The following is a 26,130-nucleotide window of genomic DNA, read 5'->3' on the forward strand; positions in this document are numbered from 1 at the left end:
GCCCGTCCAAAAAGGACGGGCGGGACGCCCATCCCACAATAACAATTAAAATTGTAAGTTATTTAATTCGCGATCCTCAGCCGTGATAATTCTGGGTAACTTCCTCCACAGATAAACTTAACGCCTCCGCCACTTGTTCGACACTCAAACCCATTCCCAACAATCGGGGAATAGCATCCCTTATTGGGCAGTTCGCACCTTACTAATTGACAACTACAGGTTCGCCAAGCAGAGATATGCTCAACCATATTTTGCTAGCTGTCAAAGCCGAACGTTTTTCAAACAGTCCTGGACGCACTCGGACAAAAGAAACCGGGTTTTTTACCTTGGGTGCGGGCTGCAACGCGTCTTTTTGTAAAAAAACCCGGTTTCTGGGCCCCATGCGTCCAGGACTATCAGAAATAAAAATTGCAACCAATACCAGAGGTAAGCAAAAGCACCTCCTTGGGACGGATATCCGCCGCCATTCGATTATTCTTATCAACACGATGGACAACCTATCTGGTGGTCAGAAGAGTAAACACAATCTACTGAGTTTGCTGTTTATTCTACTCTGGGAGATGACTGCAAACTTGGCAGTGTTATACTGCTTTTATCGGGTATCATACAGTTAAATATAATATATGACTAAAACAACACAGACATCTCAATTTCAGCAAGCTCTTGAAGCTGTAGAAGTTTTATCATTAGAAGATCAAGCCCTGCTTCTAGATATTCTTCAGAATCGTCTGCGACAACAGCGACGAAATGAATTACTCAAGGAAGTGGCAGAAGTTCGTCAAGAGTATGCTGAGGGCAATGTTAAATTTGGGTCGGTAGCCGATTTTATGGCGGAGTTGGATGATTGATGAAAATTGGTTGGACTCCCAAATCTATTCGTACTTTCAAAAAGTTAGTTCGTAAAAATCCTCAGCTTCGCCTTTTAATTGAAGCTACGCTTGAACTTTTGTCTGAAGACTGCTTTAACCCCAGCTTGCGAACTCACAAACTGACAGGAGATTTATCGGGTATCTGGTCGTGTTCAATAGATTATGATTATCGGATTTTATTTGAGTTTGTGACCAATCTAGAAGATGAGGAGGAAGCTATTTTATTGCTCAAAATGGGTTCTCATGATGAAGTCTATTAAGATCGATCGCCCTTTTCCGCAATTCTCTCTCACTATCTCACTCTCCAGCATTCTCCGTCACTTCTTCGACGGATAAACTTAACGCCTCCGCCACTTGTTCGGCACTCAAACCCATTCCCAACAACCGGGGAATTGCATCCCTTCTTGCCTGAAATTCAGCTTGTCGTGCCTGTTCTGCACTCTCGGCCCTTTCCCGCTGTTGTTCCCCTCGCAATCTCTCCAATTGGGCCCTTTCATCGCCAATCAACAGCAAATTACCTTCCTCGTCCCACCAGCGCAACCAAAGCATGGTTTGATTTTGATAACTGCCTTGCCAAAGTCCCAATTCTACGCCTAAAGGTGCAATTGGAAAATGACCGCGCTGATTTAGTTCTAACAGTTGATAATACCCGTCAATCAACCGATAAACTTCTAATCTGCCATTATTAACTTGGTAGATGCCGTAATAGGGAATTCGCATCACCCGCTCGTAAACCCAAAACTTTCCAGGTTTAGTGACTACCCCTTCATCGGTGCGAGATAAAGGAGTAAGATCGCGCTCTTCATCCCCGTTCCCGCTGGCAAATTCCAAAGCAATTAATGGTGCTATGTGTTCCCGCCACAGCACGTAGGAACGCCGAATTTGACCGTCTAAATTAGGAGGTACATTGGGAACATAAAACCAATCAGGAGCTTCTGCACCTTTTTCTGCCGGCTCGGTTTCTCGCCAGTAAATGCCGCAGTCTTGACCGATCGCATATTGTCCGTCAGGATGCCGCTCCTGCAAAATTTGCCCGATCGAATCAGTTAAAATTAAACTCTGCGGATGCTCCTGAAAATTTTTCACAAAAGTACCGTCTGACTCTGGTAATTGAGTGTGGTCTGGAAAAGCAGGAGGTAGAACAACGCGGTCAACGCTTTGGGTCATAATTCCCTCCGAGGTCTTACCTAATTGGTAATTAGTAATTGGTAATCGGTAACAGGACGCTGGGCCCGAGGGCTTAGAAACCCGGTTTCGACCTGTATCTGTCGTCGTTCAACCAAGATTTATCTTAGAAACCGGATTTCTTTTCGTAAGTCCTGCGTAATTAGGAATAAAGCGAGTAGTTTTGAGTTTAAAGTATTAAGTTTTTAACTTAATACTTTTTCACTGACAAGTCAAAACTCTTTTACTTAAAACTTTCCTTAAGGTTTCGGTAGCGCACCTTCAGGACTAGGAGAAGCAGCCGGTTCTGGACTAGGAGAAGCAGCCGCAGGATTCGGCGAAGGAGTGCCACTAGCTAACTGATTAATTTGGTCTTTATAGTTAGGAGGAGCTAACTCAGTAGCTCGATCGAACAGCGTTTTTGCCTCATCTGTTTTGCCCTGTTCCTTCAGCACGATCGCCTTTCCTAAAGTCGGGCGAAAATCTTTCGGATTAGCCTTAGCAGATTCGTCGTAAATCGCGATCGCCTCCTCGTAGCGCTTCTGCACAGCATAAACCTGTCCCAAAATCAACTGCACTGAAGTTACATCCACACTTTCCGGTTTCGCCAGATTTGCAGCCGGAGCTGCCTTGAGCGTATCTTGCAGCAGTCCGATCGCAGCTTCGGGCCGCTGCTGCACCAGCAGCAAATTCACCAACCCCTGCAAAGCCTTAATTTCCCCTGGCTTAGACGCTAAAATTGACCTGTAAGCCTGAGCAGCCCCTTCGCGATCGCCCGTGCGTTCCTTAGCCTGAGCCAGCAAAATCCCGTATTCAGTAGTCTCTGGATTCAGCGAAGCCAACTTTTCCAAAGGAGCGATCGCATCCTTAATGTCGCCCACTCCTTGTCCGATCAACTCCAGTCGCACCTGCAACAATCCCCGCAAAGCCGTTACGTTGTCAGGTTCCCGCTGCAAAACCAATTCGTATCCCCTAGCCTGAGCTTGCAGCAACTCTGATTGCTTCTCCCCAGACTGCGCCGTCTGAGTAGGCGTTGGAGTTGACTGACTTTGCGCTTGGCTGGCCTTGAGAATACTGTCCAAAATTGGCACAAGGGAAAATCCCAAAAAAGCGATGAGCGACAGCACCACCACCACAGTAATCAACCCACGACGCTTGTTTGCTTTTTCCATAATTCAACTATCCCAGCTTAAATCTACTATTTTCTAAGAATTCAGGCATTGCCGGGGGCATCTGCCATTTAGCTCGATCGGTGCAACCATAAAAGTTTTTAACTTCAAAGTCCCAACGGACAAAGCAGCCTTTTACTTGCAGCTAATATGGTAACAGACCCACAACTCCATGCTAGCTAAACAATTTTGGACACTGGGACCCGCGGTCCCAAGGACTGCGGTGTCTGTCCAATTTAGTCTGGTCAAGCTAAAAATTACCAAAAATATGGCGGATCAGCCCGTTAGGTAATTGGATTAAGTAAAATAGGCAAGCTGAATATCCTAAATGCTATTAGCCAGCAACTCCAGCTCAGCGCGATCGCAGCATCGATCGATCAGCAACTCCCAAAGTCCTTGCTCGCAAGGATTTTAGCAGCCAGCGAACCGATCGGCACTCGTAGCGTTGAAAGTTGGCGTTGACGGGTCACAACCAGACCTCCGGGCGCAAGCCCGCCTGTCAGGTGCTAGTAGTTTTTAAAGCAGTTTCTTCAGTTTATTCCTAATTTCCCTTAAGGGATGTGTCTCCGCTGCAAGGAGTTTTTATGAACCCCTCTCCCAACCGGTCTTCCAAATCGTCCAAATCTACTTCAAATCGCAAGGCTCAGCCCAGCGAACTGGCCGTCAATCCGCCTAAAGATACAGATTCTATTCCTGAGACACCAGACGAAAGTTCGGTGCCTTCGGCGTTGGCTGCGCCTGTTGACCAAAATCAACCGGCAACACCAACAGACGCCCCAGCGTCCAAGGATAGGCTGCAACGACCACGCTACAGTTCTGCCCCCGACAAGGACAAAACAAAGCCACAAGACCAGCCCAGCAATGCTCCTGCACCCCCGGCGCCGGCAGCGTCTTCGACACCTGTCAGCGATACTCCAGCCCTAGCAGTCGCACCGCCGGCAAACCCCGAGCCTGCCGCTAACGAAAGTCAGGCCGCTGAGGACATACCATCCGTCATGCGCCAACATCCCATTCCCCCCCCCAGCGAACCCAGACAGTACCGAGCTGTTGGTTTGGTGCGGGGCCGCTACACGCCATCAGAAGAGCAATTCACCCGGGGTATGCTGATAGCTGCCGACGGAACTGCCATCGACGCAGTTTTGCTGGGTAGAGTCATGAGTTTAGTCAAAAATCACCTGGAGCTGGAACAAGAACACCTGTGGGTGGTCTATCCCCGCACCAGGCAAGAAGACGGCAACTTGCACGCCCAGATTATGGGGGTTTGGGAGCCGGAAACGCTCAAGAAATCTCCCGAACCGTCCTCTGATGAGGAAAATCATGAAGCAGCGGAGATTGAGGCTAGCGGCGAAGCATCGACCGCATCTTTGCCTCCCTCGGAACCTGATGTTGAAGATGGCTATTTTTCGATTAGAGGTGAGGTGATTTATCAATCCCAAGACCAAGAAAAGTATGTCATCGTCAAAATCAAGCAAGCTCCCCGCAAGAATGACGACAAGATGAAGTTTTTTAAGTTGAAACTCAAGGGAGATTTAGCTACAAAGGCGATCGGGTTTTTTTGGGATTTCCACGTCAAATTGAAAGCTGACAGTCTGATGATTGAGCAGGCTAATAATATTGGTGCTCTGCCGATTAAAAAGCGGAAATTCCCCCCTGGCAGCAAGCCGCCCGGTGGCTTCAAAGGAGGAGGGAAGCGTCCGTTTACTCCTAAGCCGAAGGGTGACGGTGCTCCTGTAGGGCGTCCTACCATCAAGTCCGCAGCCGCAGCACCACCGCCTGTCCCGAAGGAACCTCTTCCTAAGCCGGTTAAGAAGCCTAAGCCGATCGAGGAATGAACCAATTTTAGATTTTAGATTTTAGATTTTAGATTAGTGTGTCCAACACTAATTTACAACCGCTAAATCGCCAATCTAAAATCCTTTATTCGAGCCTCACTTGGGCGCCCCACAAATCTTGGGGGAGAAATACTCTGTCGGTGGGTAGGGGAGCAACTGGGGCCGTGAGGGTAAATTGACCCGCTTCAATTTGCTGCTTCAATTCCAATGCTACTTGCCGGGAGAGAAACATACTCGCAAGGGGGGCGGCCCGCACAGGTTTGCCCTCGATGAGAATGCGGCCAGTCTTTAATTGAGCATAGCTGACTAAACCGAATGTGGGACGAACGCGCCGGGGGATAGAGAAATCTACCACCGGCGCTACTATTTTTTTGTCGGATACTGCACAGTGGGCGACGACTGTTTCGTTTAAGACGGGAAAGGGGATGCCGACTCCCAGCATCAGGGATGGGCCGTAGTTTTTGAAGTAGCAGCCGCGCACCCATTTGGAGTTCATCTGTTTGGCGTCGCCGATGAGTGCGAGGGTGGCGGCTGGGCCGATGGGGGTGCGGTTGGGCTGGCGTTTTTGCAGCGGGAAGTGCTGGGTTCCTTCCCAGGTGATGTAGCCCTGAGCGCCTCCTAGGAAGATGCGGGTGCCGATGCCAATGATTTGGAGGTCGGGGTCGTTTAGCAGGGGAGACATGGCTCCAAGGCTCGAGTAGACGGCGTTGCCGAGGTTTGGTTGCAGGGGGCCGAGGTAGGTGAACAGCGGGCGATCGCCTCCATTGACTCCAACAATAAAGTTTTGATATGCGTTGCGGGGATTGAATAAATAAAACTGGTTGATTGTATCGCGGGTAATCGTGGTTTCAAATGAGGCGCGGGGGTAGCAGTCTGTTACTTGTCCCAAGGCTCGCAACTGCACGGGTTTGCCGGCTATTAAGTCTTCGATGACGTGTCCGCCGCCCCGTTCGCGGGATTCTTCGCCGTCTTCGGCGACTTGGGTGGCTCCCAGGTACAGGTCTACTGCCCCGAAGCCGGAGTAGGCTAAAACGCCGTCTAGCCAGCACTGGCGGATTTTTATCGGCGGGTCGGTATGGCCGAGGTTGATGATTGCACCGGAGGATTCCATCGGCTCGAAGGTGCCGGTGGTAATCACATCGACTTCTTTGGCTGCTTGGGTAATGCTGGTTTCTTGAACTCTTGTTTTGAGTTCTTCGATTGTCCAGACTGTGGCTTTGCCCTGGCTGATTTTATCGTTGATTTCGTCGATCGATCTCATATATTTTAGATTTTAGATTTTGGATTTTAGATTTTGAATTGATTGATTTTGGAGTGATTTTGATTTGGGATTGATTTTGGATTGATGGAATGTCGATCGAGCTGGTTGTTTGAGATAAAAGCAATATATTATAACTGAGATTTTGCACCATTCTCAATAAGCCTTTTATGAACAGGCAAGATGCCTGTTTCACAAGAAAATTCACTCTTCGTGGAACAGGCATCTTGCCTGTTCTTGATAATGATGCAAGATGTAAATTATAACGGATACAATAACAATATCATAAATCAAATAAAGGGCGATCGCCATGACTCAAGCGATATTAAAACCAGTCACCTTCGATAAATTTATTGAGTGGTATCCTGAAAATTCGGTAAACCGTTACGAACTGCACAATGGAGCTATTGTTGAGATGCCTAAAGCAACCGGAGAACATTCAGAAGTAGCCGGCTTCCTCTGCCTGAAGCTAGGGATTGAAATCGAGAGGCTAGGGTTGCCCTACTTCGTTCCCAAAGAATGCGTTGTCAAAGCTGATAATGAGCTATCTGGTTACGAACCGGATGCGATCGTTTTGGACAGGCAGGGGGCGGACAGCGAACCGAGATGGAAAAAGGAATCTATCATTACAATGGGGAGTTCAGTCCGGCTAATTGTCGAAGTTGTCAGTACCAATTGGCGGGATGATTACGGCTACAAATTGGTTGACTACGAAGCTTTGGGCATTTCTGAATACTGGATTGCGGACTATTTGGGACTTGGCGGGCGACGCTATATTGGCAATCCGAAACAACCTACTTTTTCTGTTCACCATTTGGTTGACGGTGAGTATCAAGTCTGTCAGTTTAGAGGGAACGAGCGGGTTGTGTCACCCACATTTGGGCATTTAAATTTGACTGTTCAACAGATTTTTAGCGCCGGCAGAGATACGGTAGAAAATGCGAGGCTTGAAGATAGTTAGTTGAGGGTGATCGTACCACAAATTTCCTAAGTTTGTAGTGAATACTTCTGTCCTATAACTGGGAATGAATAAGAACTGAAGTCGTTACAAACCTTAACTATTGATTTTCAGGAGCGTCCTTTTCTACATGATCTGGGATGTCGGGCTTGTTTTCTGGCAACTTTTCGGATCGGCTTTCGGCGACTTCTATAGATTCATATTCTTCATGAATAGCAGAATCGATTGCTGCTAAGGTTTTAGGGCTGGCAGTCCACTGGTTTAGAATATCTTTAATTAGGGCTTCCCTAATCCAAACTTGAGCGACAACGGTGAGGGGGAGGGCTAGAAGTAAGCCTAAAAATCCAAAGAAGGTGGCGAAGAATACTTGAGCTATTAAGGTAACAGCCGGCAGTAGCGATACTTGCTGCGCCATAACGTAAGGGGTGAGGAGGTTGCTTTCAAATTGTTGAATTAGAAAGTAGAGGATGAGTACAAAACCGGCTTTTAAGGGAGAGTCTAAAAGTGCGATCGTCACTGGGGGAATGACGCTCAAACCTGGTCCGATATTGGGTATTAAGTTCAGCAAACCAGCTAAAACACCGTGGGCTAGAGCTAGGGGAACTTGCAATACTGACAAACCAATTAAACTCAGGAAAGTGATGACGCTCATGCTAATTAAAGCACCGATTACCCATCGACCGAGGGCTATTTCGCATTCATCTAATATCCCCTCGATTCGCCGTCGATAAAAAGAGGGGAAAAGTTGGATAAATGCTTTGCGGTAAGAGAGAGGTTCTGCTAATGTCATCAATGTCAAAACTATGACTAGCAAAAAGCTGAGAATAACACCTAATGTGTTACCTACAAAGGCTCCTGCACCGCCGACGAGTTGATTGAATAGAGGTTGCAGTTGTTGGATAATATCGTTAATATCAAGATTCGGCAGTCGCTGACCCATTTGTCCAGAAAAGCGAGATTCAATCTGATCGATCCACTCATTTAATTTTGCTATTCCTTGAGGGGCTCTTTGGGTAAGTTGTTGAAACTGTTGGGCAAATGGTGGTACAATGATTAGGAATAATCCTACAAAGATGAGGACTAGGAAACTAACTGATAAGAGTACGGCGATCGATCTTTTGAGTCCGAATTTTTGCAAGTAGCGTGCTAGTCTGTTTAAGGCTGTGGCTAAGACGACGGCGGCAAACAGCAGCAGTAGGGCCTGCCTGATTTGCCACAGGATGTAACAAGATGCGATGAGGGCTAATAAGCCCATCCACTGTCCTAGCTTCATTAGATTTTAGATTTTAGATTTTAGATTTTAGATTGAGGAATAGGGTATTGGGAATTGCAGCTTGGTAATTGCTCTGCAGCCCGGAAGCGATAAATCGCATCTCTATAAGATACCTTAGATGCGGGCGATCGCATCTTTAATCAGATACCCCTACTCGGACATTAGCATAAGCAGCCTCCTCAATTCCCTTTTGCGAACACCTGCTGCGCTGTCAGCTTCAATTCTGGGAAAGTTGGGGACTCAATACCCTCGCCGCCTCTGAACAGTTTGACTTGGTATTCCCCGTCAATTAGTTGGTAAACCGAAAAAGTGGGTTGTTTGGGGTTGCCAATAAACCGTCTGCCGCCCAATCCTAGATAGTCTATAATCCAATATTCTTGAATACCCATTGACTCATAAGCCTCAAGCTTTAGGGCATAATCATCACCCCAATTAGTGCTAGTTACCTCGACGATTAGGGGGACTGATGAACCCATTGTGATAATTGATGATTTTTCCCACCGAGGCTCGTTTCCAATAGTTTGTTCGTTAAGTACAATAATATCTGGTTCATATCCAGATTCCTCGCGCATGGGTTTGATGACGCATTCTTTGGGGATGAAGTAGGGCAAATTGAGACGCTCAATCTCTATTCCGACTTTCAGTGCGGTAAAACCGGCCACTTTAGAATGTTTACCGGTTGCTTTTGGCCTCTCAACAATTTCTCCATTGTGTAGTTCGTAGCGGTGTTCTGAATTTTCAGGATACCAGTCAATGAATTCATCGAATGTTACTAATTCAGGTATGATTTGAATCATGGTGAGTGCCTCAACTTTGGTTGCGATAGCTGTACGGGGAATTAAGATTTTGGCAAAAACATAGTCTTTATACCTAGTGTAGATCGATCGCACTTTTGGATTGCGTTTCTACTGCTGCTGTTGGCGCGATCGCCAGCCGAGGATAGCAGCTAGGATGATACTGGGGGTAAAGACGGCGATTAGGGCGTTGAGATCCGTAGAGGGTATGGATAAGCTAGGCCCTGCATATTTGATGGCCAGGGAAAGGGCGGCGGAAAGGGTGAATACTTTGAGGATGGGGCTGATGTTGGTGTTCATGGAGCTGGTAGTGGGTTGTATAATTAGGCATTGAGATTATTATCGCAAGTATTGTGTTGCGGCTGCGATCGCGCCTTAGAGTTTTTAACAGGAAAGAGGCGATGAATGTTGTTTTAAACCCAGAACTTGATTGAGGTTCGCATGATGACACAGACACTTTTACAGCCACTAGACCAACGGTTCATTCATTCCGGGATTAGCTGGCAACAGTTCAAGCTAATTGAACAGGGGTTTTCTGACTCCCCTGGCATCAGGTTGTTTTATTACAAAGGAGAGGTAGAAATCTTGGCAGTTTCCGAAGACCACGAAGCGATAAGTCGCACCCTCACTATTCTTTTGGCTCTCTACTTTGACATCAAAGATATTGAATTTAAACCTACAGGAAGCCTTACTCTAGAAACAGAAGGCGAAGCTTCAGCACAACCTGACGAATCATATCTTATTGGTAGGTCAACTGGAACTCCTCCCGATTTATCTGTAGAGGTTATATTCACTAGCGGTACTGTCAAAAAATTGCAGCGCTATCGAGTATTGGGAGTTTCTGAAGTCTGGTTCTGGGAGGATGGTGTATTGGCTATGTATCGCTTGGGTTCTGAGGGTTATGAAAAAATTTATTCAAGTGTGGTTTTGCCAGATTTAGATATTAACTTACTGTGTCGCTGCTTGCTGATGGCTTCGAGTGTGGAAGCGATGAGGGAGTTTAGGAGGGGAATTTCTGGTTAGGGCGATCGCACCTATTTTTTTATGCTTAACTTAATTTGAGTAGGTTGGCGCGATCGCCAGCCGAGGATAGCAGCTAGGATGATACTGGGGGTAAAGACGGCGATTAGGGCGTTGAGGTCGGTAGAGGGTATGGATAAGCTAGGCCCTGCATATTTGATCGCCAGGGAAAGGGCGGCGGAAAGGGTGAATACTTTGAGGATGGGGCTGATGTTGGTGTTCATGGAGCTGGTAGTGGGTTGTATAATTAGGCATTGAGATTATTATCGCAAGTTTGTGCTAAGCCCGGAAGTAATAGAAGATTAGGAGAGGGGCCCGATTGAGAGCAAAGTACCAAACCTTTGTTTTTTTGCCAGGGCGCCGATTTTAACTAAACTTACAATTAAATTACATCCCGTTAAAACACGATCTATGACCTACACCACAGCCAAATTACTTAGCTTTGAGGAGTTTATCGCCCAATATGGGGATAATACACGCTATGAACTAATTGACGGAGAACTCAGAGACATGGAACCTACTGGCCCTCACGAAGCTGTTGCCGGGAGTATTGCGGGTAAAATTTATGTCGAAATCTTTCGGGATAACTTCAACTGGTTGGTGCCTAAAAATTGTCTAATCAAACCACTCTATGCTGAAGCTACAGCGCTGCGTCCTGACGTAGTTGTTTTAGATAAATCAGAACTCGGTCAAGAACCCCTTTGGCAAAAAGAACCAGTTATTTGTAACGGTAGTACAATGAAGCTTGTGGCTGAAGTGGTCAGCACTAATTGGCAAGATGATTATGCCAGAAAAGTGGAAGAATACGCTTTCTTGAATATCCCAGAATATTGGATTGTGGACTTTCGGGGCTTAGGTGGTTGGCAATTTATCGGCAACCCAAAGCAACCGACTTTTACAGTCTGCCAGTTAGTTAATGGTGCATACCAGCAGCAACAATATCGCTTGGGAGATACTATTTCTTCTCACCTGTTTCCCAATTTACAACTGAGACTAGACGACATTATGCCGACTTGAAAGTCTGGTAAGCTGTCGCCGCGAACTTAAATTGTATATTCGGGCGTTGCTCAAAGCCACCCAACAAGAGTTGGATTGTTTTTTGAAATATAATAATTTAAATGCAGAACAGCTTATCGAGCGATCGCACCTTGGGCAAAAAAGGCAATCTAAACTTATCACAGAAATAACGTTAACAGTATTTAATGCTTTATGAATGTTGTTTGAAACCCAGAACTTGATTGAGGTTCGCATGATGACACAGACACTCTTACAGCCAGTAGACCAACGGTTCATTCAGTCCGGGATTAGCTGGGAACAGTTCAAGCTAATTGAACAGGGGTTTTCTGACTCCCCAGGGACGAGGTTGTTTTATTACAAAGGAGAGGTAGAAATATTGGCAGTTTCCCCAGAACACGAATTTTTTAGTCGGACAATTTGTACGCTGCTGTCTATCTACTGCGCCGAAAATGAAATTGAGTTTTCACCTACGGGAAGTTTTACCCAAGAAAAGGAAGGGGTAGTGTCTGCACAAGCTGATGAATCTTACTTTATTGGCCGACGCATAACCCCAAATTCTCCCCCAGATTTATGTATCGAAGTTATCTTCACTAGCGGTAATGTCAAAAAATTGCAGCGCTATCGAGTATTGGGAGTTGCTGAAGTCTGGTTTTGGGAGGATGGTGTATTGGCTATGTATCGCTTGGGTTCTGAGGGTTATGAAAAAATTTATTCAAGTGTGGTTTTGCCAGATCTAGATATTAACTTGCTGTGTCGCTGCTTGCTGATGGCTTCGAGTGTGGAAGCGATGAGGGAGTTTAGGAGGGGAATTTCTGGTTAGGGCGGGGGTTTCAGACTATTATGGCAAGTATGTGTTGCGGCGGGGCGGGCGATCGGCTATTTTCTGAGATACTAAGGTAATTGGCCAGCGTTGAGTGTAATTGAAAATGGATCACCAAAATTTAGAGTTAATAGAAAATATTCGCCAGCAATTTAACAATACTCCTTATCCCAGAATCCCGCTGGAAGAATCTCCAAAAGACCAGAGTGAATTGCTCTACCTTCATAATCTTGTAACTGCTTATTACTTAAGAAATAGAATAGTTATTAATACAGAAGGTAAAGTTATCCTAGATGCGGGATGCGGCACCGGTTATAAATCCTTGGTTTTAGCTCTAGCCAATCCAGGAGCGAAAATAGTAGGCATCGATTTATCAGAACAATCGGTGAAACTAGCTGAGCAACGTTTACAGTATCATGGGGTTGCTAATGCAGAGTTTTATGCTTTGAAGATAGAACAATTACCAAGTTTAGGGTTACAGTTTGACTATATCAATGCTGACGAAGTTCTGTATATCTTGCCCGACCCTGTTGCGGGATTGCAAGCGATGAAATCTGTTCTGGCGACAGATGGCATCATCCGCACAAACCTTCATAGTTTACATAGTAGAGCCGGAGTATTTCGCGCTCAAGCTGCTTTCAAAACAATGGGATTAATGAATGGATGTCCCGGAGAATTGGAGGTGGAAATAGTCCGGGAAACAATGGAAGCATTACAAGATGGAGTAGCGCTTAAGGCATTTACCTGGAACTCTGATCGCGTGAAGGATGAGGGATGGATTATGGTTAACTATTTATTCGTGGGTGATAAAGGTTGTACCATTCCTGAAGTGTTTGCAATGTTGAGAGGTGCTGATTTAGAGTTTATCAGTATGGTGGCTTGGCGTCGGTGGGAGTTGATGGATTTGTTCAAAGATCCAGATGATTTGCCTCCGTTTTTGGCGATGAGTCTCCCAGAAACTTCTTTGGAAGAGCGACTGCATTTATTTGACTTGTTACATCCCGTGCACCGTTTATTTGATTTCTGGTGCGGCAATCCCGATCGAACTCAGGCTTTTGTGCCCGTTGCGGAATGGACCCAGGCTCAATGGCGGGAAGCACGGGTACACCTGCACCCTCAACTGAGGACTTCCCAGATTAGGGAAGACTTGAGTAATTGCATTGACAGCCAGACGCCGTTTGAGATTAGCCGTTATATTATTGTGCCAACCCTAGCGCCGGTGGCGATCGAGAGTAAAATGGCGGCTTGTTTGCTACCTCTTTGGCATGGGCCGCAGTCTGTGGTGTCCCTAGTAGAACAGTGGCTCCAAATCGGCTCGCAGATCAGTGTTAACCTAGAGTGTGTTAGTGATGAGACTGCCTTTGAGGAAGTCAAGGAACTGTTGATTATGCTGGAAGTCTTTCTGTATGTGCTTTTGGAGCCTTAGAGCCAGAAGTTGAAAAAAAAAATAGTTGGGGGTGATATTAAAGCGCGGATAACTGGGTAAGTTACATATAAGAGTTAGAAATCAAGCATCCCACCCCTCACGGAGAAAAGACTTATGAAGACTGAATTTAAAGCCAAGTTCCTGCAACACATCAACAAAAGAAGACAGGATCAAGGTTTCACCCTGATTGAACTGCTGGTTGTTATTATCATTATCGGTATTCTTTCGGCTATTGCTTTGCCATCCTTCCTCAGCCAAGCAAACAAAGCCAAGCAGACAGAAGGCAAGCAGTACGCTAGTTCAATTAACAAAGCTCAACAAGCTTACTACGCAGAGACTAACGCTTTTACCAACCAAATGACTTCGTTAGGAATTGGTCTGAAAAGTTCAACCAATAACTATACCTACACCCTGAGTCTCATTACCACAACTGGAGCTAATGTTTCTGCAGATCCAACAAAAGATGGTGCTCTTAAAGCATATGCCGGAACTGTAGGATTAGTACCATCAGGAGATGCAAAAGGTACACAGTCCGTTCTTTGTGAGAGTACGAGTGCTGGCGTTTCGGCTACTGCTGGTACTGCTAATGGAACTACTGTTGAATGCGGCAGTGGTATGACAGCAGTTACCAAGTAATCCCTCGGCACACAACTTCTTGGTTGTTGAGAATAATCAAAAAGCGGGTAGTGCCCTGTGTACTGTCCGCTTTGCATTATATAAGTCTTACAGATAACACCTTATAGAGGTTTTCCCTATGGTTGATCGAGATTTATCGGCTGTTGCTCCTGATTGGCAACATCAAGCTGATGAGTATTTGCTAAGTGGAAATTATGCTTCGGCAGTGAATCTGTACGAACAGGCTATTTATACATCTCCAGATATTAAATCCTACTACTGGCACTTAGGATTAATATTACTATTGAATGGACAAGAGGAGCAGGCCCAGACAACTTGGCTGTTAGCAATAGCTGAGGGGGAACCTGAAGAAATTGAGGAGTGGACAGAGGAACTGATTGAGGTTCTGGAAACTGAAGCTGAGCGACAACGGCTGCAAGTGGCAGATTATAGGCTGGCTTTGGTAATCCGGCAGCACATACGCGAAATTAATCCTACCAATATTAACAACTTGTTGCATTTGATAGGAATCTCCAATCTGTTGAAGACATATACAGGAGATGAACTGAGCGATTTAGGCGTGATTGACCTGCTCGAGTCAGAATCCGCGCTCTCAGTAGATTGTGAGCTGTTGATGCAAGTATGGAAAATTATTTTAGAAGAGGCTCCTTTCCACCCGTCATCTTTGGATTTCACAGCATCTTGTCTGCCCTATGTCCAAGACCCTCTACATTTTATAGATTATTTGATAGAGTTTGTTTATAAAATTTCCTACTCTGCAAAGCGATTTACTCTGGGAACACGTTTCACTGAATTAGGCTTGCGTTTGGTTCCCAATCATACTGAGTTACTGCGGACTTTATCTAGTCTTTATCAAGATATTTATGAGTATGATAAGGGAATAGAAACGGCTAAATTGTGCTATTCTATGATGACCAATTTAGCCGATAAAGTTTATGCCAATCATTTAATAATGCGCGGTTTTATGAGCGCTGGTGGCTATTGGCAGAATTTTTGTTCAATTATTGAAAGGCATAAATCTCTGCTATCATCTTTGATAGAAGAGCAGCCACAATATCTGGATTCAACTGCGACAATTCGTTTGTTGAGTGCTGGCTTTTTCTTCCCATATTTTCAGGACGATCCTCTAGAGAATAGCAAAATTCGTGCTCAAATTGGTCAGATTTGTCAGTTAAATGTAGAAAATTATGCTAAGGAGCAAGTGGGGCGATTTCGACAGCGACCAAAATCTGCCCTCAAACATGAGTCTCCTACTAGGCGTTTAAAGATAGGCTATCTTTCCTATTGCCTTCGCAATCATTCTGTCGGTTCACTAGCCAAATGGTTATTTCAATACTATGACCGCGATCGCTTTGAAATTAATCTTTATTTACTGGGTTCAGAATACACCCGCGACCCCTTGCAAGAATGGTATATTAGTCAAGTTGATAAAGCTTATAAATTAGGACTAGATAGCGGAGGAACGGCTGAGCAGATTTACGCAGATGAAATTGATATTTTAATAGATCTCGATAGCCTAACTCTGAACAATACTTGCGAAATAATGGCAATGAAATCGGCACCTATTCAAGTGACTTGGCTGGGTTGGGATGCTTCGGGAATACCAGCAGTTGATTACTTTATTGCTGATCCTTATGTTTTACCTGAATCTGCTCAGGAATACTACACAGAAAAAATCTGGCGTTTGCCTCAAACTTACATAGCTGTGGATGGTTTTGAGGTAGGTGTGCCAACCCTGCGTCGCGAGCATTTAGATATCCCTACCGATTCTGTTATATATCTTACGGCCCAGAGAGGATATAAGTACAATCCTGATACAGTACGACTGCAAATGCAAATTATTAAAGCCATACCGAATAGCTACTTTATAGTTAAAGGCTTGACAGATCAAGAAGCACTGCAAAAATTTTTTATCGAAACTGCGACCTCAGAGGGTGTAGATGCCGATCGCCTGCGGTTTTTATCACTGGTTGCTTCAGAAGCAGAACACCGAGCTAACCTGGGTATTGCTGATGTAGTTTTGGATACTTACCCTTATAACGGAGCTACAACAACAATGGAAACACTGTGGATGGGTGTTCCTATAGTAACCCGTGTAGGACAGCAGTTTTCTAGTCGCAACAGTTACACGATGATGATGAATGCAGGTGTGACCGAGGGAATTGCTTGGACTGATGATGAATATGTAGAGTGGGGAATTCGCTTGGGTAAAGATGCTGCTTTACGACAACAAATTTCCTGGAAACTGAGACAGTCGCGACAAACAGCACCCCTGTGGAATGGCAAGCGGTTTACAAGAGAGATGGAGAAAGCTTACGAGGAAATGTGGCAGAAGTATCTTGAGAGTAATCATTAAATAATTAACTATTGTTTATTTCCTCGTTGCTGAATTGATATTCACTCACAGCGCGCTGGTAAAATTTTTCTAGTTCTTCTACACAAGCTTTATCATCATAGAGATAGGGATGGCGATGTATCATTTGTTGAACTATACTATTTCTCCAGTTAGGTTCAAGCCCTAGTTTCACGGCAATTTCTATATATTCAGCTTCGGTGTTCGCAATAGTTTCTGTTACCCCTAGCATTTTGAGAATTCCGTAAGAGTGGCGTCCGCGCATAAACTCACCAGGACAAGTGACGATAGGTAAGTGACAGGCGATTGCCTCTAAAGTTGTATTTCCTCCAGACCAGCTTAATGTATCTAAAAAAATGTCAGAAACTAAGTTAAGCTGCCAATAACTCAGTATATCTTGACGCGGTAAAATTATACAATAGTTCTCGCTGTTCAAATTGTAGTTAGCAAAAGTCTGTTGCAGACGTTCCCGAAATTTATCAGTAATGTGGGTACTTTCATGACCTAAAAATGCAAACTGAGCATGGGGAACCTGTAGAGCAATTTCAGCAAAAATATAGTCGTATTGTGGCAGATATTTATACAGAGATTGACAAGATAAATACACTATTGCCTCATCTAGCAAGTGAAAGTCAGCACGAGTTTTTGTCAGTTCGGGGAGAGTAGGTTTGGCATAAGATACACCAATTTTAGGCAAGTTAATCAATTTCTCTGAGTAATGTTCTTCAGCACGAGCTGGTTCCATTAGCTCGCTAGATAAGAAGTAATCTATTGTTGGAAGACCTGTAGTAATAGGATGCAGCCAACTTGTACACTGAATTGGTGCTAGTCGCAGACCAGCTAATTGCGTTATTGTAGGGTGCATACCAATGTCTATGAAAATCAAAATGTGCAATTCATCAGCAATAATTTGTTCGGAGATAGTTTCTAGATGACCAGGAATTTGGTGAAAAACATCACTGTATAGTTTGAATTTTTGAGTAAATTTATCTATTTTGCCATTAATGTAATAGCAATAAACTTCAAACTGCTGACGATTGCAATTACGCAGCCAGCCAAGGGAAAGTTTTCCAACAGTGTGGGCTCGCATACAATCAGAAACATAGCCAACCCGAATTTTTCTATTTGGGTTGAGGTTGGGCATTGGTTTAGGCACTACCCAATCCGGATAGTTAACAGCCATAATTCGGTGAACAAGCTGTCCATACTGTTTGAGTAAATCTAAGTCATTTTTCCCTTGATATTGCAAGTAAAAGTTGGGACGTTTACTAATACCTATAAGAGCATTTTTTCTAGCTTCAAGAGTGTCGAGAGAAGTTTGATTAATTAAATCTTCTAGTCCTTGAGTAAAGCGTTGTCGGTAAAAGTGAATTTCTTCTTGGCGATCGTATATAATTGGCAGAATGAGTTGCTCTTCACGTTTCAAAAACAAGTGTTCGGGAAATCTTTTTGAAGCTTCGCTGGCAAGGGAAATGGCTTCCTGAGTTTGTCCAGCTTCTTGCAATGTTGAGATCCAGTTAAAGTAAGTATTGGGATCGCCTGGATATTGACTAACACTCTTTTGGTAAACTTTTATAGCTTCTTCATATTGATTGAGAGACTTGTAACAGTCAGCCAAGGATAGATAAAAATGTACATCTCCAGCTTGAATCTCTAGAGACTTTTGAAACTGACTAATTGCTTCTTCATATTTACCCTGGCGGTAAAAAGTATAACCAAAGTAGGAATAAGCTTGAGCTTTGTCATTTTTAGCTTCAAATGCTATTCCCAGATTATGGAGAATATCTGGGTCACGAGGTTTAAGATTGAGGGCTGTTTCATACGCTGCAATCGCTTCATCAATTTGCTGTCTTGACATCAGAATGTTACCCAAATTCAGGTAGCCACCAAAATGATTTGGGTTAGTCAATATTACCTGCTGATACACGGATTCTGCTTGTTGAACGTCACCAAGTTCCAAAAATATATTGCCTAAATTATTATAAGCTTGAATATATTGGGGATCGAGTTTTATAGTCTCTTGATAAGCTCGAATAGCTTGGGAGCTATCGCCAATGTTTTCTAATACCACCCCCAAATTGTAATGCCTGATAGCTTTTAACGGATCTATCTCTATAGACTTTAACATGAATAAGAGCGCATCTTGATATTGCTCTTTCATATAATAAAGAGTACCTAAATGGAGCCAAGCATCTGCATTGTTTGCATCCCATCGCAAAACTTCTTGATATTTCTTTTCGGCTTGGCTAAGACTTTGATTTAATAAGTCTAAATAAATAATTTCATCTTTTTGTTTTTCTGCTTTACTATTTTTATCTGGTATTATTGTACCCGAACAGTGCAACTCTACTGCTTCATTATGTAGAGTATTTATATTTTTTTGTCGCTCTTCGTTGTTAATATCGTAAATGGATTTAATAACAGATTGGTGGCGTCTCACCTGTAAACTTTCCCAATCATACTTAGGAGCTACAGCCCCATCATTCCCAACAACAAATATCTGCAAACCATTCCACAACTTACAAAGGTCTTTATTGGTTGTCATATCTAGCAATAAATGACAAGGCGACGAATTAGTAGATATAAAATCCCAATTTGCTTGCTCAACTGCTCCCCAGTTACTATTACTTACAACAATTAGTGCTTGCTCCGCCAAGAAAGGTTTTACCAGTAGCAATCCCATTAAAGACGATCTATAGTCATGAGCGGCATCATAGAAATATACACCAATTTTTTCTTCGGAGTCAATTTCTTTGAGTTCACCAAAAAATTCTTCAAATTCTTGATTACAGAAAAAGACTTGCTCTGATAAATTGAAGGTTGATAAATTTTCGGTCAATTTCTCAAGGCTATCTCCAAAAGTATCAAATTCAGAGAAGTTATCCACTGCATATGCCATCTGTTCTGGGTGTTCCAGAAGTGCAGCAATTAAACTTGCTCCTTGGAAGCAGCCAACTTCGCAATAAACTTCATTTGGCTCCAGGCATTCCACAGCAAAATTGAGCAATTGCATAACGTTTGCCGTTGTCATACCTGTAACTTGGTCCAAAATTTTATGAAAACGGTCAGCCGATTTTGGAAATGCTAAACCTTGTTCCCAGTTTTCATATAAGCTAGGGAGTTGCTCGAAAAATCTTTGATAATCCATATTTTCAACCTTTCAACAGGAACTTCTTGATTCAACAATTCAATACTTCATGCTTCTCACATTATCTATCGTATACGAGGAGAGGTTACCTGCTTCTAAGAATGCGATCGCCTCTGTATCCTCATGCTCTAACATGATTCTCCCCTGAAGGCGCGACATCAAAGCTTGCCACTCAATTTCGCTCAACTGTCCAACCAGTGAAATTTCTGGCCCCTCGGAAACATCTAAATCTTCTTCCATTAAAAGGTTCATGGCAACACTAGATAAAGCAAGGTTGGCATCTTCATCAGAAACGTTACTGTAGTGTACGACGAGAGTTATGTTAACTTTGCATGGGTGAGTGGTGAGCGCCCTCATTACTCGTTCCAATTCTACACAAAGAGACTCTTCGGAGTGCAACCAATCGGGGAAAATAATTAGGTTAATCTCTCTCAATTTGATCGAGAGCGACAAGGCTTCTGACTCGCCTTCCTTTTCCTGGCATTTCTCCAGTTGGGGAGTGTAACAACCGAGCATTTCGAGAAAGCGCAAAGCTGTAGGAAGGGGAGCGTAATTTTCAATTGCCCACTGGCGGCCTTCCCCAGAGATTTTCTCTAAAATTCCTGGGTCATCAGCAATGCGATCGACAGTATCTTGCATATTGTCTAGATCGATTCCTATATAGTGTCGCCAGTTTTCAGGCATTACTGGCAATTGAACTCCATACTTATCGAAATCTACGTGGAACGTTACACACCCAGCCGCCAATGACTCCCAAAACCGCCAACTGTCCCACCATTCTACGATTGGTTCTCCTGTAAGATGGTTAGAGGTAACAGCACCCCCAAAGCACGCACAAGCCGTAGATTCCTTCAAATGGTTGTAGTAGCTTGGATAGTGGCGTTGACCTGTTTGCTTCCACTGTAAGTAATGGTAACTGTCTGAAGGAGACTTATCAAAATCCTCAGTGGTATTATCCGGCGGCAAAATATGTTGAATCAACGGCAAAAATTGTTCGCCAGCAATCTGCCTTAGAGGATTATCTACTGTCATGACTCCACTGTCAATCCATAAATAACCCTCGCGAATTTTCAGGAGAGATTTGTTGTATTTCAATTGCCGATGATCGTTGCGAAAGTTAACAATTAAACGTCTTTTCCTGTTCTCAACTTTATCATTTTTTAGAGTCTCTCTAAGGATGCGGTTAGAAAGTCCAAAAACCCACGTTAAACAGTTTGAAGGATATATAGATTTGCTGTTGCAGTGAGTTCTAAATCTGAAAGCGAAATTTTCTAAATGTGGATTCCAGAGGGTAAAGCCATCCATGTCATCTAGCAAGACAGTAATGTATTTCTGCTCTGAGTGAAATAGATTGTCAGGAAAAGATTTCACGTTGATCATCCATCGGAAGTCCAAAATTACTATTGAGCAATCGTGATGAGTCACAGTTGGGTCATAACAAAATAAATATTCTTCTGTATCGGGGTCAATCTTCCAATGATTGATGTTTGAATAAAATGGTATCCCCAGCTCTTTAAAGCCTTCCGCTAGACATATACTGACAGGTGAATATACGCCTTCACAGCAATAGAAAAATATGGGTTTATCTAAAATGGGTGTGAGAGAGGGTTGGGCTTTTAACATATCAGTGTTCATAGTAGGTATGCAATTTTTACTAACTAAACCTTTGGCTTAAGACTACATATTAGTAAAACTTTCTAATAGATAGGAGGGAATTTTTTCCAACCCTGTCGGTCTACTCACCTCTGTATTCTCTTGCTTCAATACGATTTTCCCCTGAAGGTGGGACATCAAAGCTTGCCATTGAATTTTGCTCAACGGTCCAACCAGTGAAATTTCTGGTCCATCGGAAACATCTAAATCTTCTTCCATTAAAAGGTTCATGGCAACGCTCGACAAAATAAGATTGGCATCATCATCAGAAACATTGCTACTGTCTACCAGTAAAGTCATCTTACTTTTGTCTGGGTGAGTGGCGATCGCTCTAATGACACTTACTAATTCTTGTAAGAGTAATTCTTCAGGCTGACCCCAATCAGGGAAAATAATCAGGTTGAGCGCGCTCAACCTTAAGTTTTCTTTAAGAATATTTCCCTGATATTTTGCAAAAATCTCTTGAAACACTAACCCTATCCTGGCAGAGTAAGAACGGCTATCCAGAAATCTAGGGGTATTCTGCATTTTTTGGTTGAGCAGGTTACTTTTCTGGAACCGCAATTCTGGATTAGTTCCTAGAGCAACTGCCAACTTGACATAAGCTTCTTCGCTATCCACTATTAAATCAAACATTTCCAGTTCTCGCAGCAATGATGCTCCCATATTAGAACGCGCATAATGTCCTGACATCACCACTGTCGGCAAACCAACCTCTAGTGGATCGATTAGCGATGTCATTCCGGCATAAGGATACGAATCTAAATATATATCTGCAACTTTTAAGCGTTCCTTTACATCAGCCCGGTTAGGCACTGCGTCAAGAAGGATTAACCTATCTTTCCCTACACCGTGCCTTGCCAGTGTAGCCAATATACGTTGCTCAAAAGCTGTTACTGGATAGATAGGAGCCCAGTTGGGATTAAAAGGATATAGTACCAGCACAGAATTGGGTACGCTAGCTAGTATTTTAGCCCAAGTCTCTTCAACTTCTGGGATAATTTTATAAAAATTAGCGCCTGAAATATAGATAACAGCACTCTGAGGAATATTTAAGATTTCTCTATTGACATTTATAGTTGTTAAGAGCTGTTCTTCAGTCGCAAAGTCAAAACATTGAGCAGGAACATCTAAAGTAACTAGGGTTTCACTGTAATGCTGCTGAGGGTTACTTCCAGCTTCAGTCAGTTTACTAGAAATGTAGTAATCTACATGACGCATCCCTGTGCTGACAGGGGAATTCATGCCAACTACTTGCACTCGTGCCAGCCTATGAACAGCTAGCTCAGCAATTCGATTAGTTTGTGCTGTTACATTAGTAGCAATAAAAAGAATATCTAGATCGCCGTCACGGATAGTTTGTACTTGGCTCTCCAAATCTTGCGGAAGTCGAACCGCAGTATCAGCACAACCTAGACAATAGCGTTCAAACCGATGACCCGTAGCATTGACAAAATAGATAATAATTTCAAACAAATCCCTATTCAAGGATTTGTAGACTGGTAATGTAGCAAATATTTCTGCTTGGGGGTTAAAATTAGTAGCCAGAATTCCTAACCTGATCTTACTTGTGTCTTGCAGCTTTTCAGGGAAACTATAATCGAGCTGATGCCCTTTACTTCTTAAAGTCTGTTCTATAATTGTTGCTCGCTTTACATATATCTCCTTCAAGTTTGCTTTTGTAAAGTAAAGGACCAAGTTCGCCGAATAGGTGAAAGCTATAGCCACCTCTCGCCACACTTCAACATCAAGTTGAGCAAAGATGTTGGTATGTAGCTCATCTACCCATTGCTGTATATGTTGGTAGTATTTCTCTACTTCCCCAACCTCCTGAAATAAAGGGGGGTTTTTAAATAGTAAGCTGATGTATTCATTAAGGAATGGCTCAGGGATTTGGGAGAGACTTGATGGCAAAGATAACTGATAAGCAGGCTGGTCTCGCATTGCCACCAATAGCTTTTTGATAGATTCTTGCCGGTTATCTCCTTCAGACTTATTCCCCTTTTCATCTTTTAGGGAAATTGCTATCTTCATTAAAACCGAAGAAACTATTTTAGCCATCTTTGACCAAGAAAACTTTTTAGCTTGTTCTAACCCCCCCCTAATCAATGAGTTCCGAACCTTGGGTTTTTGTACCTCGCAAAGTGTCTGGGCAAATCCTTCAACATCCTTATCATTTACATATAAAGCTGCTTCTCCAGCCACTTCGGGGATAGAAGCATTAGGACAGGTAATGACTGGGCAACCGCAAGCCATCGCCTCCAGCACTGGTAATCCAAACCCTTCATACTGTGAGGGATAAACCAGTGCCATAGCACCAGAATAAGCCACTCTAAGTTCTTCATCATTAAGGTTTAGCTTATGAACTACCGTCCCGGCCGTGTAAGCTCTAAACTCTAATTCTAATAAAACACTACTTCCTGTACAAATAACCTCAAATCCTTGCTTACTGCTAAGTTGAGCAAAGGCTTGAAAAAACAATTCAGTATTTTTATAGTCCGAACCACCCCCGACTGAAATGAAGTATGGTTTTGAAATGCCATACTTATTTTTAAAATTACTAATCTCTTCTTTACTAGCTGGCGAAAAAGAGCTTTTGACTCCACAGTGAGCTACACTTACTGATCCTAAAGCTATATTAGGGAAAATTTTTACTAAATCTTGGGCAGTGTTTTCCGAGATGGCAATATAGGCGGAGGCATGGCGGATACCGTGATGCTTTTCCCTCCACATTGGCTCATTCAAATTAGCCTGTAAAACTTCTGGTATCATGTCATAAGCCATGAATACGGAAGGGGTTGATAGGGGAGTCGTATAGTAGGTGGATATAAATAAATCAGCGCCCTCTTCATCACAGACTTGCTGTAGCATTTGGCGATCGGCGTCGGCTGTCCCGTAGTTATAAGCTGGGATAGTAAGGTATCGAATCCCCACAATTTTGGGAGCGGTTCCAGCCCTGTCCAGAATGATAATATGTTGAGAAAAACAATTTTTTGACCATTCTTCTAGCAAAGAGTTCCAGACACGAGCTATTCCTGTTCTGTAAAGTTGGAAAAAAACGCCATCAATCAGAATCCTGGGAGATTGTGTTTGAGTTGTTAAAGTTCTACTTTGTAATCCATCGGGTTCTACAAATCGCCACCGGGTGCCGTTAGATTCTTTTTGGGCGATCGGGACTACACCGCAGGACTCGGCAGTATCAACGGTTGTTCCATCCTGCACCCAGCCTAAATACTGGCGTAATAGAGCTGGAAATTTAGTCTGCTGCTGCAAAGCTGTCCATTGCGAGAGAGCATTGGTATAGCCATAATATTGTTCTTTAAATCTCAATTGTTCTGGTATCACATAAGCAAAGTGCTGGAAAACTAATCCCAGGTTTTCTGTTTCTTCGTGTCGAAAAGCATTGAACTCTGCCACATTTCTCAACTCACCATCTGGTAAAGGTTCCGCTAAAATGGGGGGTTCATGACGTACCCAGACGTGACCAGGCTTGAACCTCCAAGTTCGCAACCATTCTTGTGCTGGGTTCTGAGCATAACAATTGCGAGTGCTAATAACCAGATTCTCTCCGACAAAATACCAACACCAATAAAAAGCAGCGGTTTTTTCAGGATTATTGATGAACATATATCGGGCAGTACACAATTGCTCAACAGTCCACAATTCATCCACATCCACTTGCCACAGCAAACACTCCTCGCGAATATTAGGTAGTGGTGCATTAACCATTTCACGTTTGCCTTCCCAGAAAATACCCTCTGGTTTACGATAAACAGTGACATTTTCTGGATATAACTGTGCCAGTTCGTCTAGGTATTCTGCTGTGCCGTCATTGCTGCGTCCCTGGGAGTGGATTTCGTCGGTAATACGTCCGCCATTTCCCAAAGACCACGCTGTATCATGCTTCAAGTCCGCTACACCCTCGACTATATGCCAATGCCATTTATAGGGGAGTTGTTTGAATACTTCTATGTGATACTCGATGAATGGTTCACCATTAAGGACAATAGTAAAGAAGTGAATCGGTAATTCGGGTGATGAAGTAGGGGAGAAAGCAGTAGAAATTTTTTGACCGCAGGCGAGAGTGGACGAATACTCATGATTGAGCAAGCGATGTTTGGCAATATTGTGCCATACACGTTCCGAACCAGGCCAAGTAGGTACAACGTCGTGAAACGCTATCCATCCCCCATCTTTGACAAGGGGGAGTGACTGATCATAGTCTTTCAAAACGTCTAAAAATTGATGAGAACCATCAATAAAAATAAAATCAATAGCTTTGTCTCCTGTTAATCCTTCCCACTGGCTTAATATTTCATGCGAATAACCCCGCAATGGTACTACATATTGAGATAATCCATTTTTTTCTATATTTTCTTGCCATATATCAAAAAAGTTTCTGTCCGCAAAGTCCGTATCATTTCCGTCCCATGTATCTATGCAATAAATTTTTCGATTAGTGCCTATGCAGGCATAGGACATGGCAACGGTGGAACGTCCTTTGTACGATCCTATTTCAACGATTACAGCATCATTGGGGAGGGACTTTACTTTATTGAAAAGGTACTCTTCTTGCCCTGGAACCATGAAACCTTCAATGGCTTCAACAGCAGACTGAATGGCTGTATAGCTGACTGGTTGAACAGTAACTTTTTTGAACATAGCGTAGGGATTTATATCCGAGTTTGAAATATTATTTTCCATTGTTTACAGCCTGTCTTTACCTTGTTTGGTGGATTA

Annotated in this window: 20 protein-coding genes and 1 pseudogene; 10 read left to right on the plus strand and 11 right to left on the minus strand. The window is 43.5% G+C overall.

The window, feature by feature from the left end; genetic code table 11:
• Nucleotides 1–76 precede the first annotated feature (76 nt).
• Nucleotides 77–181 (minus strand): annotated as a pseudogene (locus QUB10_RS23110) (Uma2 family endonuclease); the annotation flags it as partial.
• Between the two features lie 442 nt (nt 182–623).
• Here QUB10_RS23110 and QUB10_RS23115 point away from each other — a divergent pair.
• Both QUB10_RS23115 and QUB10_RS23120 read left to right on the plus strand, forming a co-directional pair.
• On the plus strand, nt 624–848 hold the full coding sequence (locus QUB10_RS23115; protein WP_333205606.1) for a hypothetical protein: 225 nt from the start codon (nt 624–626) through the stop codon (nt 846–848).
• Nucleotides 848–1,129, plus strand: coding sequence for a type II toxin-antitoxin system mRNA interferase toxin, RelE/StbE family (locus tag QUB10_RS23120; RefSeq protein ID WP_333205607.1), 282 nt, complete (start codon nt 848–850; stop codon nt 1,127–1,129). The genes QUB10_RS23115 and QUB10_RS23120 overlap by 1 nt, the downstream gene beginning before the upstream one ends.
• A gap of 37 nt (nt 1,130–1,166) precedes the next feature.
• Here the strand turns inward: QUB10_RS23120 and QUB10_RS23125 are convergent, their stop codons facing one another.
• Both QUB10_RS23125 and QUB10_RS23130 read right to left on the minus strand, forming a co-directional pair.
• Complete coding sequence (locus QUB10_RS23125) at nt 1,167–2,036, minus strand: Uma2 family endonuclease (protein ID WP_333205608.1); 870 nt, start codon at nt 2,034–2,036, stop codon at nt 1,167–1,169.
• A gap of 257 nt (nt 2,037–2,293) precedes the next feature.
• On the minus strand, nt 2,294–3,205 hold the full coding sequence (locus QUB10_RS23130; protein WP_333205609.1) for a tetratricopeptide repeat protein: 912 nt from the start codon (nt 3,203–3,205) through the stop codon (nt 2,294–2,296).
• A 581-nt stretch (nt 3,206–3,786) separates the two neighbouring features.
• Here QUB10_RS23130 and QUB10_RS23135 point away from each other — a divergent pair.
• A complete protein-coding gene (locus QUB10_RS23135; RefSeq protein WP_333205610.1) occupies nt 3,787–5,034 on the plus strand; it encodes a hypothetical protein in 1,248 nt (415 codons plus the stop codon).
• 85 nt (nt 5,035–5,119) lie between these two features.
• On the opposite strand, the gene QUB10_RS23140 is transcribed toward QUB10_RS23135, so the two are convergent.
• Complete coding sequence (locus QUB10_RS23140) at nt 5,120–6,295, minus strand: homocysteine biosynthesis protein (protein WP_333205611.1); 1,176 nt, start codon at nt 6,293–6,295, stop codon at nt 5,120–5,122.
• Between the two features lie 307 nt (nt 6,296–6,602).
• Between QUB10_RS23140 and QUB10_RS23145 the strand changes: the two genes are divergently transcribed.
• Nucleotides 6,603–7,253, plus strand: coding sequence for a Uma2 family endonuclease (locus tag QUB10_RS23145; protein WP_333205612.1), 651 nt, complete (start codon nt 6,603–6,605; stop codon nt 7,251–7,253).
• 97 nt (nt 7,254–7,350) lie between these two features.
• Here the strand turns inward: QUB10_RS23145 and QUB10_RS23150 are convergent, their stop codons facing one another.
• From QUB10_RS23150 to QUB10_RS23160, 3 genes are all read right to left on the minus strand, one after another.
• A complete protein-coding gene (locus QUB10_RS23150; protein WP_333205613.1) occupies nt 7,351–8,523 on the minus strand; it encodes an AI-2E family transporter in 1,173 nt (390 codons plus the stop codon).
• A gap of 179 nt (nt 8,524–8,702) precedes the next feature.
• A complete protein-coding gene (locus QUB10_RS23155; RefSeq protein ID WP_333205614.1) occupies nt 8,703–9,320 on the minus strand; it encodes a Uma2 family endonuclease in 618 nt (205 codons plus the stop codon).
• 108 nt (nt 9,321–9,428) lie between these two features.
• On the minus strand, nt 9,429–9,617 hold the full coding sequence (locus tag QUB10_RS23160; protein ID WP_332984302.1) for a hypothetical protein: 189 nt from the start codon (nt 9,615–9,617) through the stop codon (nt 9,429–9,431).
• 144 nt (nt 9,618–9,761) lie between these two features.
• On the opposite strand from QUB10_RS23160, the gene QUB10_RS23165 reads away from it, so the two are divergent.
• Complete coding sequence (locus QUB10_RS23165) at nt 9,762–10,340, plus strand: Uma2 family endonuclease (RefSeq protein ID WP_333205615.1); 579 nt, start codon at nt 9,762–9,764, stop codon at nt 10,338–10,340.
• Nucleotides 10,341–10,351: 11 nt separating this feature from the next.
• Here the strand turns inward: QUB10_RS23165 and QUB10_RS23170 are convergent, their stop codons facing one another.
• Entirely contained in the window at nt 10,352–10,561 is a 210-nt protein-coding gene (locus QUB10_RS23170; protein ID WP_333108208.1) for a hypothetical protein, read from the minus strand.
• Between the two features lie 187 nt (nt 10,562–10,748).
• Here QUB10_RS23170 and QUB10_RS23175 point away from each other — a divergent pair, with 187 nt between their 5' ends.
• The 5 genes from QUB10_RS23175 (at nt 10,749) to QUB10_RS23195 (ending at nt 16,592) form a co-directional block, all read left to right on the plus strand.
• Complete coding sequence (locus QUB10_RS23175; RefSeq protein WP_333205616.1) at nt 10,749–11,354, plus strand: Uma2 family endonuclease; 606 nt, start codon at nt 10,749–10,751, stop codon at nt 11,352–11,354.
• Nucleotides 11,355–11,589: 235 nt separating this feature from the next.
• Entirely contained in the window at nt 11,590–12,174 is a 585-nt protein-coding gene (locus QUB10_RS23180; protein ID WP_333205617.1) for a Uma2 family endonuclease, read from the plus strand.
• A 106-nt stretch (nt 12,175–12,280) separates the two neighbouring features.
• Nucleotides 12,281–13,600: a methyltransferase domain-containing protein gene (locus QUB10_RS23185; RefSeq protein ID WP_333205618.1), complete on the plus strand. Its 1,320-nt coding sequence runs from the start codon at nt 12,281–12,283 to the stop codon at nt 13,598–13,600.
• A gap of 114 nt (nt 13,601–13,714) precedes the next feature.
• Nucleotides 13,715–14,236 carry a type IV pilin-like G/H family protein gene (locus QUB10_RS23190; protein ID WP_333205619.1) on the plus strand — a complete coding sequence of 174 codons (522 nt, stop codon included), beginning with the start codon at nt 13,715–13,717 and terminating at the stop codon, nt 14,234–14,236.
• Nucleotides 14,237–14,354: 118 nt separating this feature from the next.
• Nucleotides 14,355–16,592, plus strand: coding sequence for an O-linked N-acetylglucosamine transferase family protein (locus QUB10_RS23195; protein ID WP_333205620.1), 2,238 nt, complete (start codon nt 14,355–14,357; stop codon nt 16,590–16,592).
• A gap of 4 nt (nt 16,593–16,596) precedes the next feature.
• Here QUB10_RS23195 and QUB10_RS23200 read toward each other — a convergent pair whose 3' ends face one another.
• Genes QUB10_RS23200 through QUB10_RS23210 form a run of 3 tightly spaced genes read right to left on the minus strand, consistent with a single transcriptional unit; the run spans nt 16,597 to nt 26,094 of the window.
• A complete protein-coding gene (locus QUB10_RS23200) occupies nt 16,597–19,737 on the minus strand; it encodes a tetratricopeptide repeat protein (protein ID WP_333205621.1) in 3,141 nt (1,046 codons plus the stop codon).
• 39 nt (nt 19,738–19,776) lie between these two features.
• Nucleotides 19,777–21,372: a hypothetical protein gene (locus QUB10_RS23205; protein WP_333205622.1), complete on the minus strand. Its 1,596-nt coding sequence runs from the start codon at nt 21,370–21,372 to the stop codon at nt 19,777–19,779.
• 42 nt (nt 21,373–21,414) lie between these two features.
• Nucleotides 21,415–26,094, minus strand: a complete 4,680-nt coding sequence (locus QUB10_RS23210; protein WP_333205623.1) for an O-linked N-acetylglucosamine transferase family protein — start codon at nt 26,092–26,094, stop codon at nt 21,415–21,417.
• Nucleotides 26,095–26,130 lie beyond the last annotated feature (36 nt).

It is taken from the genome of Microcoleus sp. B5-D4 (assembly GCF_036705145.1).
Classification (GTDB): domain Bacteria; phylum Cyanobacteriota; class Cyanobacteriia; order Cyanobacteriales; family Microcoleaceae; genus Microcoleus.